Source organism: Planctomyces sp. SH-PL14 (assembly GCF_001610835.1).
Lineage (GTDB): Bacteria > Planctomycetota > Planctomycetia > Planctomycetales > Planctomycetaceae > Planctomyces_A.
In genome coordinates, this window is the sequence record NZ_CP011270.1 from 3,944,436 (window position 1) to 3,960,479 (window position 16,044).

Sequence of the window (16,044 nt, forward strand, 5' to 3'; positions counted from 1 at the left end):
CCCCTATTTGTGTTCAGCAAGATCCGGTAACAAGCCGGCGGCCTGAAGCATGATGATCGCGAGAGGAAGATCGAGCCATGTGCCGTCCTTAGGCAGGTCTGCGGGCGCAAGATTGATCAGGATCTCAACCTGCGGCTCGGGAACTCGGAGTTTCGCAAAGGCGCCGGAGATTCGAGACAGAGCTTCGCGCACGACGCTGCCGGCCATCCCGGAGATCTCTACAGCATTTCTCCAAGGACAAGGCTCGTCGAAAACGGAAACAGCTCGGGCCTGCAGCTCAATCACTCGTCCTTCGATTCCGAAGACGACTCCGCCATTCAAAGAGTGATCGCGATTCAGTAACTCAAGAAGTTCTCGCTTCGAAAGAAACGGTCGAAACAAAGTCTTGTTGACTGCCATGGCCCTTGCTCGCATCAGAAGAGAGTCAGCACCATTGAGAATGGTAAACCAGCGGACTGACCTGTCTCAAACTGAGCCCGTGGAGGTCGAGACGCCGGTGAACGGAGTTCTTCACTCGGTCAGGTTCGGAAGCCCGAGCGTGCGGCCGTAGAGCCGCGTCAGGTCCGCGCGGTTCATTCCGTAGGCTCGCGTCAGGCTGTCTTCCCACTCGAGACCTTCCTTGATCCCGTTGAAGAAGAGCTTGAACTGCTCCGGGTTGATCTTGAGCAGGAGCTCCACCATCGAGCTGGCGATCCCGTACTGGTCGCGGTTCAGCCCTTCCAGGTCGTAGAACGGTCCCAGCCGGCCCGCGTTCGTGACCACTTCCGCCCCCGCCCGCTGGCGGCGGCCGATCTCTCCCGCTTTCCCTTCCTTCGGGACGATCGCCGCCGCGACCCACTCCGCGATCCCCTCATTGACCCAGGTGGTGACGAAGGTCGAGGTCTTGACCCGATGGATGTAGCCGTGGGCGGTCTCATGGACGAGGACCGCGGCAAAGAAGTCCGGATTCTCTCCCCGATAGCAGGAGATCGTCACCGCCCCGAGCGTGTTGGCGTGGCAGATCCCCTGGGCGCCGACGGCGTTGGGGTTGTCCATGAACCGCGTCTCGTATTCGTAGAAGTCCCCCCGGTTCGTGAAACAGACGACCGGACACTTTCCCTGCCAGACATTCGTCCCGGGCTTGATCCCGAACGCCTGCCCCAGGAATTCGTACATCTTGTCGAGGTGTGCGGTGAACGGAGCGGCCTGGCCGGCCGGCATATCGGTGAAGAAGAGGAAGTACTTCGTTTCGTGAAGCTGCATCGGCAGGCGGCCGAAGTGCTGCCCCACCTTCTGCAGCTCCTCCTTCTGCTTCGTCGTCTCCTTGCCGATCTCCTCCTGCGAGAGTTCCCCCCAGAACTTGTGATACTGCGTCTTGGCCAGCCGGCTGCTGATTTCTTCTGTCCGGGCCGCGAGGTCGTCGAGGACGTACATCTTCTGCGTCGGCAGGTAGCTCAGCGGATAGACGACCGACTCCGCCTCGATCTGAAACACTTTCTCGGCGTTGATCTTCCGCGACGTCTTGCCGTTCAGCAGGACGTCGATCGACCGGAACCGGTCCGCCTGCTTCCCCGTCACGAACTTCTTGATGACGACGTTCTCTTCCTCGTCGCCGTTTCTCATGAGCAGCTTGACCGTCTGGCCCTGGAGAGCCTTCAGCTGCTCCTCATCGAGGGCGTGCTCGAACGCCGCCCGCTCGACCGGGTCCTTCCCGGCCGTGGCGGACGAGAGCGCCAGCGAATTCTGCGCGGACTTCTGCTGACCCTGCGCCCAGAGGGGTGTTCCTGAGAGACATCCGCACAGCACGAGAGAACCAAGCCAGAAGCGCCGCATGAGACCAATCCTAACCGGGCCCGGAAATCGACCGCCCTTCCTCAAACAGCCTACCCGCCCTCCGCTGACAATTCGATGTTGCGCGGCTCGGACGGAAGCCCGGAAGAGGCCGGACAGTGATCGTTCGACGGGCGACGTGGCGTTCCGGAGACCTCAATCGTGGGGCTTTGGACCATAATTCCTTGCCGACAGCCTCTCCGGATCACCGGCATAGCACTTGCCAACGCTGCTTGGGCCGAGGAGGAGTGCAATGCGTGCCGGACTGGGAGTGACGTGGCTGATGCTGGCGGCGATGACCGCCTGGGGGGCGGAGAAAGCGACGCCCAAGCTGCCGGACCGCTTTCAGCCGACCGATACGTCCCGACTCATGGGATCCCCCGATCCGCTGCCACTGGAAGCGGTCCGGGCGTTCCCCAACCTGACCTTCGAGCGGCCGGTCGAGCTGACCGCGCCGAACGATGGCTCGCACCGCAACTTCGTGCTGGAGCAGAAGGGGCGGATTCTCGTCTTCGATGATCGCGACGACGCCAAGGGGGCGGCGACGTTCCTCGACCTGCGCGATGTCGTGCTCTCCAAAGGAAACGAAGAGGGGCTGCTCGGTCTGGCCTTTCATCCGCAGTACCGGGAGAACGGCCAGTTCTTCGTCTACTACTCGACGAAGCCCAGGGCGTCGGTGATTGCGCGGTTCCGCGTCCAGAAGGACGATCCGAACAAGGCCGACCGGGACTCCGAAGAAAGACTGCTCGTCATTCCGCAGCCGTACGAGAACCACAACGGCGGCAGCATGCGGTTTGGCCACGACGGATTCCTGTACATCGGCCTGGGGGACGGCGGCCTCCGCGACGATCCGCACAGCAATGCTCAGAACCGGGGGACGCTGCTCGGCAAGATCCTGCGGATCGATGTCGATCATCCGTCCGACGATCGTCCCTACGGGATCCCGAAGGACAACCCGTTCGTCGGCAAGGCGGGAGCGAAGGAAGAGATCTGGGCCTATGGCTTCCGGAACCCGTGGCGGATCGCCGTCGACCGCCGCTCCGGGGAGCTCTGGACCGGAGATGTCGGGCAGGACCGGTTTGAAGAGATCGACCTTGTCCGCCGCGGCGGCAACTACGGATGGAACATCCGCGAAGGGTTCCATGACTTCGAGCCGAGCGATCCCGAGAAGCCGGCGGACCTGATTGAGCCCCTGGTCGAATACTTCCGGACGGACGGTCAGTCGGTGACCGGAGGAGTGGCTTATCGCGGCCCGTCGCTCCGGGAGTACGACGGGGCGTACTTCTACGGCGACTACCTCACCGGCAAGGTCTGGGTGATCCGCCGTGAAGGAGAGCGAGTTTCCGAGAATCCGCAGGTGGCGGAGACGAATCTGCAGATCGCCGCTTTTGGCGAGGACGCCCAGGGGGAGATGTACCTGTGCGCGTTCGACGGTGGCCTGTACCGGCTCGCGCCGTCGGGCAAGGATCGGAAGGCGATCGCTGCCGCGTTTCCGCGGAAGCTGTCGGAGACGGGGCTGTTCCGGTCGGTAGCCGGGAATGAGCCGGTGGAGAGTCTGATCCCGTACGAGGTGAACGTTCCGTTCTGGTCCGACTTCGCCGTGAAGGAGCGGTTTGTTGCCCTGCCGAAGGCGGGGTCCATCACGTTCCATGAGCGGGACAAGTGGGAGTTCCCGGTTGGGACTGTCTTTGTGAAAACGTTCTGGATGCACCAGGACCGGGTCCGCATGGAGAAACCGCGACGGCTGGAGACCCGGCTCTTCGTTCACTCGCCGGAGGGGTGGAAGGGGTACACCTACGTCTACAACGACGACGAGACGGAGGCGACCCTACTGGAGGAAGGCGAGACGCGGCCAATTGAGATCGAGACGGCGAAGGGGACGATTTCTCAGCCGTACTACTTCCCCGACCGGGCCGACTGCATGGCCTGTCATACGAAGGGGGAGGGGTTTGTGCTGGGTCTGAACACGCGGCAGATGAACCGGACGCTGACGTGCGGTGAGGGGTCGGCCAATCAGATCGATCTGTTTTCGAAGCTGGGTTTATTCAAGAGCGTTCCGGACAAGCCCGCGAAGGAGCAGGACGCTTTTCCGGAGTGGGGATTTGGGAACTGGGATCGGAGTCCACAACACGGCTCCGGTTCGGCCCCGAAATCCTCCCCCCTGGGGGACACGGACGTCCTCGCGCGGGCCTGGTTGGAGGTGAATTGTGTTGTGTGTCACCGGCCGTCGGGGATTGCGCCGGGGAACCGGGACTTCCGGTTTCATTCGCCGCTGGAGTCGGTGAATGTGGTGGACAAGCCGCCGGGTCAGAGGCGGCGGTTGCCGGAGTCGTGGCGGCTGGTGAAGCCGGGGGAGCCGGCGGAGTCGGATTTGTTCCAGCGGATTGCGCATCGTGGTGAGCGGCAGATGCCACCGCTGGCGACGCGAGTGGTGGATGAAGATGCGCTGCGGATCATCGAGAAGTGGATCCGCGAGTTACCACAGAAGGCCCCATAGAGCCGGGTCCAGGGGCACCCTGGTGGGGGATGCAAGGGGGTCACACCCCCTTGCCCGCCGGAGGCTTTGGCCGTCGAGAGATGCCTGAAGAAGATCGTGTCCAAACGCGGACAGCGTGCCGTATATCCCCACACCAACCCGCTGGGAGCACAAAGCGGACGCCCGTTGTGTTCCACGGTTCCTCATGGAAGCGCCTCCGGCGGCAAGGGGTGAGACCCCCTTGACCCCGGCTGCCGTCGCACGTTGGGTTTGAGCTATACAGCGGTGCCGGCAAGAGCGGTTTAGAGATCGTCGGCCAGTGACTTCGCTTCCGCCGTCTTCGTCCGCTCCAGATACAGCTTCTTGTGCGACAAAGCGAACGTCGCGTAGCTGTCCGTCCCATAAACCTCAAGCTGGGACGCCTTGTTCTCCCACGTCAGCGTCCGCTTGGCGTCATCGCTTCGCGTCGGCGGCCCATACTTCTCCGTGAAAGCCCGCTTGATCAGGCTCTCGGCCCCCGGACCGCGAACGGTCCCGTAGATCCGGACCAGCTTGTCGTCTGCAAACCCGTAAGCCAGCTGCTCGATCGGCAGTCCCGCCGCGGTCAGCTTCTTGTACTCGGGACGCTCAAACTCACCGACGATCGCGCACGCCTTCATGTCGCCGACCATCTCGACGACCGGAATTGTCCGCCGGTTGCCATACCGGTCGATCGTGTCCCGCTTGTGCCGGGTCAGAACCTCCTCCAGCGTGGTCTTGCCGATCACGTCCCCTTTGAACGCGTATCCAGCGGAGCTCCCCCAGCAGCCGCTCATCCCGAGCGCTGTGGCGAGAATTCCAATGACCACCGCTGTCTGCCGCATGGGCGACACCCCTTCCGTGCGACTTTTTCCTTTCTGTCATATCGGCGTCCGCCCGCCCCGAGACGCCGCCCAATTCCGCGGGAACAACCACCCATTCGCGAACCGCTCACACAACCGAGACAGCTTTTCGCTCTTGCCCAGCCGGCAAAGTTTGACAGGGGAGGCGGAAGGCTTAAGGCCGAAGGGGGAAGGAAGAGGTTTTTCGCAAGGTTTTTGGAGGGACTGTGAGGATGTCGGTACGGCGGAAATCGCACGGAATGCCCCTCCGGTCTCTCTACCTTCAGCCTTCCGCCTTCCGCCTCAAGCCTCCCCCTCTCCCCCCGCTTGAATCCCCTTCCGCTCAGCCGTAGCATCGGCGACCTTTGATTTTCCGTGCCTTTGCGTTTGCGGGGAGCCTCGCCACTCATGTCCCAGCCTGGTTCAAGCGAAAGTATCAAGAGCGTCCTCCACGAGACGCGCCGGTTCCCCCCGCCTGCCGATTTCACCGCCCAGGCCAACATCTCCTCCGAAGAGCAGTACCAGGAGATGTGGAACCGGGCCAAGGACGACCCCGCCGGCTTCTGGGGGGAGATCGCCACCGAGACCCTGAGCTGGTCCAAGCCCTTCGACAAGGCGTGCGAAGGGACGATGCCGAACACGAAGTGGTTCGGCGGCGGCCAGATCAATGCCTGCTACAACTGCGTCGACCGCCATGCCCTGACGTGGCGGAAGAACAAGGCCGCGATCATCTGGGAAGGGGAACCGGGCGATACCCGCGTCCTGACCTACGGCGACCTCCAGCGCGAAGTCTCGAAGTTCGCCAACGTCCTCAAGCAGCTCGGCGTCGAGACCGGTGACCGCGTCACCCTCTACATGCCGATGATCCCCGAGCTGGCGATCGCCATGCTGGCCTGCGCCCGGATCGGCGCGACGCACTCGATCATCTTCGGCGGCTTCTCCGCCGACGCGGTCGCCGACCGCAACAACGACGCCCAGTCCAAGGTGGTCGTCACCGCCGACGCCGGCTGGCGGCGCGGTAAGGAAGTCCCCCTCAAGTCCGCCGTCGACGAGAGCCTCAAGAAGTCGACCACCGTCGAAAAGGTGGTCGTCGTCCGCCGCACCGGCTCGCCGGTCAACATGGTCCCGGACCGGGACTACTGGTGGCACGACCTGATGGCCAAGGCCTCCGCCGACTGCGAGGCGGTTGCGGTCGACGCCGAGCATCCGCTCTTCATCCTCTATACGTCCGGCTCGACCGGAAAGCCCAAGGGGGTCCTGCACACGACCGCCGGGTACCTGCTGGGCGCCCAGATGTCGACCCGCTGGGTCTTCGACCTCCGCGAAGAGGACACCTACTGGTGCACCGCCGATATCGGCTGGATCACCGGCCACAGCTACATCTGCTACGGCCCGCTCGCGAACGGCGCCAGCGTCGTCATGTACGAAGGGGCGCCCAACTGGCCGGACAACGGCCGGTTCTGGGAGATCATCGAGAAGTACAAGGTCAGCATCTTCTACACCGCCCCGACCGCGATCCGCGCGTTCATCAAGTGGGGGGACGAGTGGCCGAACAAGCATGATCTGTCGTCGCTGCGGCTCCTGGGCTCGGTCGGCGAGCCGATCAATCCCGAAGCCTGGATGTGGTACCACAAGGTCATCGGCGCGGAGCGGTGCCCGATTGTCGATACGTGGTGGCAGACCGAGACCGGCGCGATCATGATCAGCCCGCTTCCGGGGATCACCAGCACCAAGCCCGGCTCCTGCACGCGTCCGCTGCCGGGGGTCGTTCCGGACATCGTGACCAAGAGCGGCAAGTCGCTTGGCCCGAACGAAGGGGGTCTGCTGGTCATGAAGCAGAGCTGGCCGAGCATGCTCCGCACGCTCTACGGCGACCACGACCGGTATCTCAAGACCTATTTCAGCGACATCGAAGGCTGCTACTTCGCCGGGGACGGAGCCCGCCGCGATGAAGACGGGTTCTACTGGGTCATGGGCCGCGTCGACGACGTGCTGAACGTCTCGGGTCACCGGCTCTCGACGATGGAGGTCGAAAGCGCTCTTGTCTCGCATCCGCTCGTCGCCGAGGCGGCGGTCGTCGGCTTCCCGCACGAGATCAAGGGGGAAGGGATCTGCTGCTTCGTGATCCCGAAGGGGCAGACGCCGGAAGACGCCGCCAAGCAGGACCTCATCAACCACGTCCGCAAGCAGATCGGCGCCCTGGCGACGCCGGATCAGATCCGCTTCACGAGCGCCCTGCCCAAGACCCGCAGCGGCAAGATCATGCGGCGCCTGCTCCGCGACATCGCGGCGGGCAAGGAATCTCAGGGCGATACGACGACGCTCGAGGACTACACGGTCCTGGCGAAGCTGCGGGAAGAGGACGAATAGTCCTTCCGGCGCGGCGTCAGAGACGCGCTAGAGGCGCTCGACGAGCTCGTATTCCCACAGCCCTCCCGGTCCCGTGGCCCGCTCGAAGCGGTAGCGGGCCGCGAGGACGCGGGATGCCTGGAAGCCTTCGCCATCGACCGGGGCGGCGACGAACTCCGCTTCGCTGCGGGTGAGGATTTCGAACCGCAGCTCCGTCCCCCGCGCGTCCGCCAGCCAGTACTCCTCGACCCCGGCGTCGAAATACGCCTTGCGAAGACGCCGGGTGTCCTTGGCGACGGAACTGGGACTGACGACCTCGACGACGAGGTCGGGCGGGCCTTCGATCTCCAGATAGCTCCCGGGCTTTCCGGCCGCCGCGGGGATGAGCCGTACCCGTCCCGACTCGATGGCCGTGTGGGACACGACCACGACATCCGGCTCGACGCTGAGGTCGATATCGGGGCAGCTTACGCGAGTGTTGTCGATGAAGACGTGGCCGACGCGAGTCGCCTTGAGGCGAAACCGGATCACGGCCCCCAGTTCGGTGTTCGGGGCGGAGTGGTAGAACAGGTTGTCGGGACTGCTGTCCACCTCGATCGATCCGTCGACGTAGTCGATCCGGCCCGATTCCGGAAACTCCTCAGAGAACGCCCACTGGCGAAACGCCGCGAGCGAGTCGATCCCGTACGGGATGCGAAGCTCGTCTTCGAAGAGAATGCTCGCAGTCATGGGCGTCACGCGAAATGGCGGTCTGTTGTCCCCTCGGGATTCTATCCCGCGCGGAGGACGTGAGCCTACCCGGGAAGCTGGGGTGGCTCCCCCTGGACGTCCGGCTCCTTAACCGACCCAGCGAACCGGGTCGGTCTCTTTGCGGCTGGGCCAGCAGGTGATCTTCGCGAACTTCTCCGCGATCTGGACCGCCAGCCGCTCGACGCCGGGACGCTCGGTGGCGTAGTGGCCGAGCAGGACGAGCGCCGTCGGACCGGAGCGGGCCTCCAGGCACGCGTGGAACCGGGCTTCTCCCGTGATCAGGACGTCGCATCCCGCCCGGACCGCGTCCGGCAGGAACTCCGCCCCGCTCCCGCAGGCGATGGCGACCGACTGGACCGGGTAGTTGAGATCCCCCACGACTTTCGCGGCGGGCGCGGAGAGGAGCTTTTTGGCCCGCGCGATCAGCTCGCGAAGGGCGATCGGCATGGCCAGCCGGCCGCAGCGTCCCCCGCCGACCGCCCCTTCCGGGTCGATCGCGTGCGGTCGGAGCGGACGGACCTCTTCCAGCTTGAGACCGGCGGCGATGCTGGCGTTGATCCCCTCCGCCGCGCTGTCGAAGGCGGTGTGCGGCGAATAGACGGCGATCCGCGACTCCATCAGTTGGAGCAGCATCCGTCCCTCGTCGGTGTCGGAGGTGAGCCGCTTGACCGCGCGGAAGAGGATCGGATGGTGGCAGATGATGAGCTGGGCCTTGTCGTCAACCGCCTCCTCGGCCACGTCGGGTGTCAGCGTCAGGCAGGTCATGACGCGGCTGACGGTTCGCTCTCGATCGCCTAGCAGCAGACCCACGTTGTCCCATGACTCCGCCAGCTGCAGGGGAGCGAACTGTTCAAGGAAGGTCATGATGTCTTGAACGCGACGCATGCGAGACCGCCCGATTCGAGTCGCCAGGAGAGCAACGCCTTCCTGATTGTAATCGGCCTCGCGCAATGACATCTATCCTCGGCGCTGGTGCCGGGTGCATTCGCTGGATGGGAGTCGGTCCATGAGGCACGCGTCCTTGCCGGCACAGCGTCCATAGCTCAAACCCAATGTGCCACGGCAGCCTGGGGTCAAGGGGGCCACGCCCCCTTGCCGCCGGAGGCGCTTCTACGAGGAACCGTGGTAAGCAACGGACGATCCCTTTGTGGGATCGGCGTTGAGGACTTCCCCGCTCGCTTTGCAATCCCCGCGGGTTGGTGAGGGGCATACGGCACGGTGTCCGCGTTCGGGCACACACTCCTTCAGACATCTCTCGACGGCCAGGCCTCCGGCGGGCAAGAGGGCGTTGCCCCCTTGCATCCCCCACCAGGGTGCCCCTGGACCCGGTATTGGGCGCTCGCCCTACTACTTGCCGGAGGACGACGGCTGCACCGCCTCCTTGACCGCTCCGGCCGCCTTCTCCGTCGCACCCGCGGCCGCGTCAACGGCCTTCTCAGTCACCTCGCCCGCCTTCTCGCCAAGTTTCTCCGCTTCGGCCCCCACGTTCTTCGCCGCCTCCTGAGTCTTGTCGGCCACGTTCTCCAGCGTCTTGGCCGCGCTGTCGACTCCCTTCTCCACTTTCTCCGCCGCCTTCTCACCGGCCGCCTGCAGGGCATCCCCCGCTTCCTTGGCCCCCTGTCCCGCGGCCTTCACGGCATCACCCGCGGACTTGGACGGAGCCTGTTCACACCCGGTACTGCAGAGGGTCAAGGCTATCAGGAACATGGCGAATCGAATCATGATCGCACTCTCCGGCAGGAAGTTGGCCGCGTGAACGCTGTGCGGCACCATCTCGGTAGACCTCGATGCGGCAAGGAATATTCCGCATCGACCCTCTGTGATGGAAACCGCCCCGCCATCCCCCACCCGGATGCCCGGTCTGTCGTCACAACCGGCCCTGGGTGTGACATCGAATTGGGAGAGCACGAATCACAATGAAGACGATTCTCGCGACGCACATCGGCGCCAGAAAAGCGGGCCCTCAGTTACAAACAGCTCTGAAAGAATGACTTAGGATGAAACCCGGCAAGGCCTGCCGGTGTTGGCACCGGCCCTGCGTTTCTCTCCGCTATCCCTGCCACGAGGCAGACCAACGGATGTCTCAATGACGAGGCATCCCCACTCAGGAGAGAAACCATGCCCCGCCTTGCACTGACTTCGATCGTGACGGCCATGGCCCTCGCACTCGGTGCGACGGCGTTCGCCAAGCCTCCTTACCTTCAGATCCCTCCCGCACCGCAGCCGCTCCCGCCGCAGGCTCAGGTCAAACCGTACTGGCCCGCTCCGTCGCCGCCGAAGACGCTCCCCTATGTCCCGCCGGTCGCGACGCCGCAACCGACGCTCGTTCCCCCCGGACAATTCCCGGGACACGATGACCGGGTCACGCTCGGATTCCTCGGCCACTTCCACGACGGCGAAGGGATGTTCGTCGATCGGGTGTTCCCGGGGTCGATCGCCCAGCGCCTCGGCCTGGAAGCCGGAGACGTAATCGTGCGGGTCAACAACCGTCGTCTCGACTGCGAGCACGACTATCACGACGCCCTGAACGGCACGTCCCGCATCCGGCTGGTCGTGCGGGACGTCCGGACCGGCCGGACCCGTCCGACGCAGACGGTCTTCCTCGATGACCACGGGCATGGCCACGGCCCGGTCCGACTCTACTCACAACAACAGTCGTTGTCCCGACCGTTCTGATTACGCGACCTCGAACGGCCGCGATACCGAGGGCTTTCCCGAGCAGACACGGGGAAGCCCTTTTTTCGTGCGCCGAGGGGTGGCCGATCGACGGGCAGGAATCGGCCGGTCGCCGTCCAGAATCCCGGTGAAACCTCGTCGTTATTGGCGTTTTTATCGACAGACGTGGTGTCGACAGCCCGGGGTGGGGGAAGAACTTGACCGACCGCAATCCAGAACCGTGAACGATCCGGTCGCCGATCGACCATCGGCACCCCGGCACGGTGTTTGCCTTCATGCATGCTCGTCCAGTTGAAAGATTTGCCAGCGCACTTGGCAAGGATTTCCAGGGAGCATGCCATGTTCAATCCAGGCACAACATCGCGAACAGGATTCGACCCGATCCTGGTCACGCCTCGTCCTCAGATGTCACGAGCCCATACTTCGCGAGACGGAGCGGTGCCCAAGAGATCCTGGAAGCGACCGGCGGTCTTTGCGGAGCTGAGCGGTGCGGCGGTCGTCGCGATCGCCCTCGGCGGGTTCATGTTCGTCAAGACTCCGCGGGTCGCGGAGGGGGAGACGAATACGCGTGAGACAGCCGTCGCGGCGGCGACCGCCTATCGGCCGGCCGCATCGAACACGCCAGACATCGTCCCGGACGATGCTCGCGACGTGGTTCAGGATCAGGCGGATCGGCCCGGGCGGCTCACCGGCAAGGCCGCGGTCAAACGGGTCGTGGAGACCCTGGCCAACGGCATCGACCAGTTCGAGCAGGTGCCGGGATATCAGGCGAAGTTCTTCAAGCAGGAGCGGATCGACGGCGCCTTGAGTGACGACGAAGAGATTGACCTCAAGCTCGCCCACACGCCGTTTCGGGTCTACATGAAGTGGCGTTCGGGGGAAGTCGGTCAGCAGGCTCTCTACATCGATGGGGAGTACGACAATCAGGTCCTCGTTCAGCCGGGTGGTCTGAAGGGACGGCTCGCCGGGACGCTCAAGATGGATCCGCGGGATGAGCGGGCGATGGCCTGCTCCCGTTACCCGATCACGAACCTGGGGATGGTCGAACTCGCCAGGCTCATCCAGGCGGTCCTGGTGAAGGACCTGGAAACGAACGCGGCGATGACCTGCCAGCTCGTTGACGAGGGGACGTATGAAGGCCGCCCCTGCAGCCACTTCACCGCGACCTACCAGACGCCGCAACCGGGACATCCGTACCGCAAGGTCGAGCTCTGCCTCGACAAGGAATTTGAGATGCCGGTCCTCGCCCGGACTCACGGCTGGGACGAGAACGGGAGCCCGGCTCCCGACGAGGACACGCTCCTCGAGTGCTACCGGTATCATGAGATCGCCGTGTATGACGAAGTTCCCGAGAAGGACTTCGACCCCAAGAACCGGAAGTATGCCCTGCGGCTGAAGTAACGACGTCCAGACAGCGGACGTCTCCTCGCCCCGGACTGTTTGCCTTCACGGCAGGCTTTCCGGGGTGATTTCTTTTCCGGATTCGTCTCACGGTTCGGCCTCCGCGGACGTACTTTGCGGAAAGCCATTGCCGATCTCGAACCTCCTGGCCGGCATCACCGGGGCCTCCGGACCTCCTGAGTGGACAGCCGGCGCTTCGCGGCCAGGAGACGATCGGGCAGAATGGCCTCCTTCCACACGGACCAAACGCTCGCCGAGGTTGTCATGGGACTGCTGTCCGCGTCTTCGCTTCGCTCCCGCCGGTCATTCCGCCTGTCGACCGCCTCCCGTTGCCTCCTCTCCGCCGCAGTCGCCTTCGGCGGAATGGTCTCCAGCGGCCTTGCCGCCGAGAAGGTCGAGCGGCTGCCGGCGGCGGACATCGGTCTGCAGCTCGGTCCCGAGACCACGATCATCACCCAGCCGTTGACGGCGGACGGCTATCCGGACTTCATCGCCTACATCAATCAGCGGAACGGAGCCGGGGTCGAAGCGAGTCAGAACTTCTGGGCGGGGGCGTGGGTCGCCATGGGGAACGGCGAACAGTCGTCTCCGGAGTTCATCCATGAGGTCGAGCGGATCCTGGGAGTCCAGATCGGGATGGAGCCGAAGATCCGGGACCTGGCGGTTGTGGCCGGGGTCACGGGAGAAGCGGCCAACGCGCTCTATGAGCTGCAGTCGAAGACGATGTCGGAGCCGTGGAAGCGGGCCGACTACCCGCAGGTCCAGGCCTGGCTCGAAGCCAACGAAGCGGTGATGGCCGGCGTGACCGCTGCGGCGAAGCGGCCGAAGGCGTTCTCCCCCGCAATCAGCAGTACGAACCCCGCACTGATCGGCGTCCTGCTGCCGCACATTCAGAAGAGCCGGGAGTTCGCCCGGCTGCTCACCGCCCGCGCGATGCGGAGCCTGGGTGAAGGGGATTCGGAGGCGGCCTGGAACGACCTGATGACGGTCCACCGGATCGCGCGGCACGTCGAGAAGGGCTGGACCCTCATTGAGCAGCTTGTCGCCGTGGCGATCCGCTCGATCGGGCAGGAGGGGGTCGCGCAGTGGCTGGTCCACTCCGGCGCGACCGCCGATCAGCTCCAGGCGAAATGGCAGGAGCTCGCTCCGCTCAGCAGTCCCCGGTCATTCGGCGACATGATGCAGACGGAGCGGCTGATGTACGCCGACACCGTCATGGCGATGGTTTCGGGGTCGGTCAAGATGCAGGAGCTGACCGGCATGGTCGGCAACGGAGCGATCCAGCAGGAGCTCTCCTGGAGCCAGTCGGTCTCCGACCGGATCGCGAAGGGGGCCGAGGATACGTTCTCAAAGCTCGTTGCCGCCGCGACCGACGTGAACGTCACGCTCCGCTACGGCAACCGGATGTACGACGAACTCTCGGCCACCATGACCCCAGCGACGCATCAGGAGCGGCTGCAGCGGATCAAGGCGTTCGAAAAGCACATCGAGAAGGAGATCGGCCCGATCCGCGGCGGAGCAGGGAGCGTTCTGGCCGAATACTTCTTCTCGTCTCGTGAAGAGGCGGCGGAAGTCCCCGCGAAGGTCCTGATCTCGCTGCTGATTCCCGCTGTGACGGGATGCGAAAAGGCCCAGACCTCGGGGGAAGCCCGGGCGGCGGTCCTTGAGACCGCGTTCCGGATCCAGCAGCACCTGCTCAAGACCGACAAGCTCCCCGCCTCGCTCGACGAGCTGGCGGATGGCAAGCCGGTGCCGGCCGATCCGTTCACCGGAGCTCCGCTGAAGCTGAAGTCCGACGAGCGGGGGCTGGTGGTCTACAGCGTCGGCCGGAACGAGAAGGACGACGCGGGCAAGACCTTCAGCGATGGGCAGGACCTCGACGACCACCGCGTCGTGATCATTGTCCCGTAGTCTTCGTGTCTGTAGGCCATCCCGAGGGACGGATCACGAGGATCGCGTTGTGGTCCCGTCCGCGGATACAGACTCGGCGCTGCGGTTCCACGGAATCGGGTCCGGACCAGGACTCGCCTCCCACCTCAAGAGTTTGCGATGGGCCTCCTCTGTTCTTCGATGCCGCTGCGCACTCGTCGGTTCGCAGCTCTCATCCCTCACGTGACGCGCTGCTCCCTGGCGATCGTTGCCATCGGAGGATTCGCCTCTGTCGGAGAAGCGGGGGAGACGCTCCGCCGTCGATCCGCGGCGGAGATCGGGCTGCAGTTCGGTCGCGATACGACGGTCATCAGCGAGCCCCGGACGGCGGACGGCTATCCCGACTACGTCACCGCTCTCAACCGGCGGATGGGAGCGGGCGTCACTCTCGACGAGAACTTCTGGGCGGCCATGTGGGTGGCGATGGGGAACGCCGATCAGTCCCCCCCGGAATACATCCATGCGATGGAGCGGGCTCTGGGGGTGCCGATTGGACTGCAGCCGAAGTTCACCAGCCGAGCACGGCTGGCGGGGGGCTCGGGCGAGGCTGCGAACCAGTTTTACGAGTCAGTCCATCGGGCGGCGGCCGCTCCCTGGAAACGAGAGGACTTTCCGCGCGTTCAGGCCTGGCTGGAAAGAAACAAGGAGGCTCTGGCCGCCGGCACCGCAGCGGCGAAGCGGCCCAAGGCGTTCGCTCCCGTCGTCGACTGGCCTAAGCCGGAGGTCGCGGGAGCTCTGCTTCCACACGTGCAGGCGTGTCGTGAATTCGCCTGGCTGCTGACGGTTCGCGCCATGCAAAGCGTCGGCGAAGGGGACTCGGACGCCGCCTGGGCGGACCTGATGACGGTCTACCGCATGGCCGGACATGTCGAGCAGGGCTGGACGATGGTGGAGCTGTTTACGGCGATCGCGCTGCGGACCATCGCGCAGCCGGCCGTTGTCCAGTATCTGTCCCACACGAATGCGTCCGCCGAGGAGCTGCAGGCGAAGTGGGACGAGCTGGCTCCCCTGGCCAGGAGCCGCCCGTTCTTCACCGTGCTTGAAACCGACCGGCTCGCCTACGCCGATGCCGTGACCGCGTTTTGCTCCGGGTCGTGTTCGATGCGAGACATCGTCGGTCTGTACTACGACCTGTCCGCCGGGCGCGATCCGTCCTGGGCGGACATCGTCTCGAATCGGCTGGCCCAGGGAACGGCCGATGCCGTCGCCAAAGCGGTGTCCGCGACGGCAGATGTGAATGTGACGCTCCGGTACGGAAACCGGATCTATGATGAACTCGCCGCCGCGATGGAACCAGGAGACCACCGGGAACGAACGCGGCGGATCGCCGCCTTCGAACAGCGGCTGGAAGACGAGATTGGTCCGATCACGGGAGGAACCGGTCCGCTCCTGACCGAATACCTCCTGTCGTCCCGAGAGGAAGCGGCGGAACTTCCCGCCAAGGTGATGATCTCGCTGCTCGTCGCGGGAGTGAGCCGATGCGAGAAGACGCAGACGGCCAGCGAGGCTCGGGCCATCGTCCTGGAGACCGCCTTTCGCGTCCGGATCCAGTCCGAGCGGAGCGACTCGAGCCTCATGTCGCCCGAAGCTCTGGCAGGGGAGCCCTTACCGATCGATCCCTTTACGGGGGGCCCGATTCGCATCCGCGCGAACGAGCGCGGGATGACCGTCTACAGCGTCGGGCTGAACGAGAAGGATGATGGAGGAAAGACGCACGAGGACGGAACCGGGTTTGACGACGAGCGAGTCGTCCTGCTCATCCCGTAGCCGTTCCCGAATCAGCCAAAGGGAGGG

Annotated in this window: 12 protein-coding genes; 6 read left to right on the forward strand and 6 right to left on the reverse strand. The window is 64.6% G+C overall.

Annotation, left to right across the window (positions count from 1 at the left end; all coding sequences use genetic code 11):
* Positions 1-3: 3 nt before the first annotated feature.
* Together VT03_RS32750 and VT03_RS15285 are read right to left on the reverse strand one after the other, a co-directional pair.
* On the reverse strand, positions 4-399 hold the full coding sequence (locus tag VT03_RS32750) for a magnesium chelatase domain-containing protein (protein ID WP_197489348.1): 396 nt from the start codon (positions 397-399) through the stop codon (positions 4-6).
* A 111-nt stretch (positions 400-510) separates the two neighbouring features.
* Complete coding sequence (locus VT03_RS15285) at positions 511-1,812, reverse strand: hypothetical protein (protein ID WP_075093772.1); 1,302 nt, start codon at positions 1,810-1,812, stop codon at positions 511-513.
* A 250-nt stretch (positions 1,813-2,062) separates the two neighbouring features.
* On the opposite strand from VT03_RS15285, the gene VT03_RS15290 reads away from it, so the two are divergent.
* The gene (locus VT03_RS15290) at positions 2,063-4,306 is read left to right on the forward strand and encodes a PQQ-dependent sugar dehydrogenase (protein ID WP_075093773.1); all 2,244 of its coding nucleotides are present in this window, start codon (positions 2,063-2,065) and stop codon (positions 4,304-4,306) included.
* A 281-nt stretch (positions 4,307-4,587) separates the two neighbouring features.
* On the opposite strand, the gene VT03_RS15295 is transcribed toward VT03_RS15290, so the two are convergent.
* Positions 4,588-5,148, reverse strand: a complete 561-nt coding sequence (locus VT03_RS15295; protein ID WP_075093774.1) for a hypothetical protein — start codon at positions 5,146-5,148, stop codon at positions 4,588-4,590.
* Positions 5,149-5,553: 405 nt separating this feature from the next.
* Here VT03_RS15295 and acs point away from each other — a divergent pair, with 405 nt between their 5' ends.
* The gene (gene acs / locus VT03_RS15300; protein WP_075093775.1) at positions 5,554-7,515 is read left to right on the forward strand and encodes an acetate--CoA ligase; all 1,962 of its coding nucleotides are present in this window, start codon (positions 5,554-5,556) and stop codon (positions 7,513-7,515) included.
* Positions 7,516-7,542: 27 nt separating this feature from the next.
* Here the strand turns inward: acs and VT03_RS15305 are convergent, their stop codons facing one another.
* From VT03_RS15305 to VT03_RS15315, 3 genes are all read right to left on the reverse strand, one after another.
* Entirely contained in the window at positions 7,543-8,223 is a 681-nt protein-coding gene (locus VT03_RS15305; RefSeq protein WP_075093776.1) for a Uma2 family endonuclease, read from the reverse strand.
* Positions 8,224-8,331: 108 nt separating this feature from the next.
* Complete coding sequence (locus VT03_RS15310; protein WP_075097138.1) at positions 8,332-9,129, reverse strand: Nif3-like dinuclear metal center hexameric protein; 798 nt, start codon at positions 9,127-9,129, stop codon at positions 8,332-8,334.
* A 462-nt stretch (positions 9,130-9,591) separates the two neighbouring features.
* The gene (locus VT03_RS15315) at positions 9,592-9,966 is read right to left on the reverse strand and encodes a hypothetical protein (RefSeq protein ID WP_156514525.1); all 375 of its coding nucleotides are present in this window, start codon (positions 9,964-9,966) and stop codon (positions 9,592-9,594) included.
* A gap of 396 nt (positions 9,967-10,362) precedes the next feature.
* On the opposite strand from VT03_RS15315, the gene VT03_RS15320 reads away from it, so the two are divergent.
* From VT03_RS15320 to VT03_RS15335, 4 genes are all read left to right on the forward strand, one after another.
* Positions 10,363-10,920, forward strand: coding sequence for a PDZ domain-containing protein (locus tag VT03_RS15320; RefSeq protein ID WP_075093778.1), 558 nt, complete (start codon positions 10,363-10,365; stop codon positions 10,918-10,920).
* Between the two features lie 438 nt (positions 10,921-11,358).
* Positions 11,359-12,321: a DUF1571 domain-containing protein gene (locus VT03_RS15325; RefSeq protein ID WP_075093779.1), complete on the forward strand. Its 963-nt coding sequence runs from the start codon at positions 11,359-11,361 to the stop codon at positions 12,319-12,321.
* A 264-nt stretch (positions 12,322-12,585) separates the two neighbouring features.
* Positions 12,586-14,232: a hypothetical protein gene (locus tag VT03_RS15330; RefSeq protein ID WP_156514526.1), complete on the forward strand. Its 1,647-nt coding sequence runs from the start codon at positions 12,586-12,588 to the stop codon at positions 14,230-14,232.
* Between the two features lie 201 nt (positions 14,233-14,433).
* The gene (locus VT03_RS15335; protein ID WP_156514527.1) at positions 14,434-16,017 is read left to right on the forward strand and encodes a hypothetical protein; all 1,584 of its coding nucleotides are present in this window, start codon (positions 14,434-14,436) and stop codon (positions 16,015-16,017) included.
* Positions 16,018-16,044: the final 27 nt, after the last annotated feature.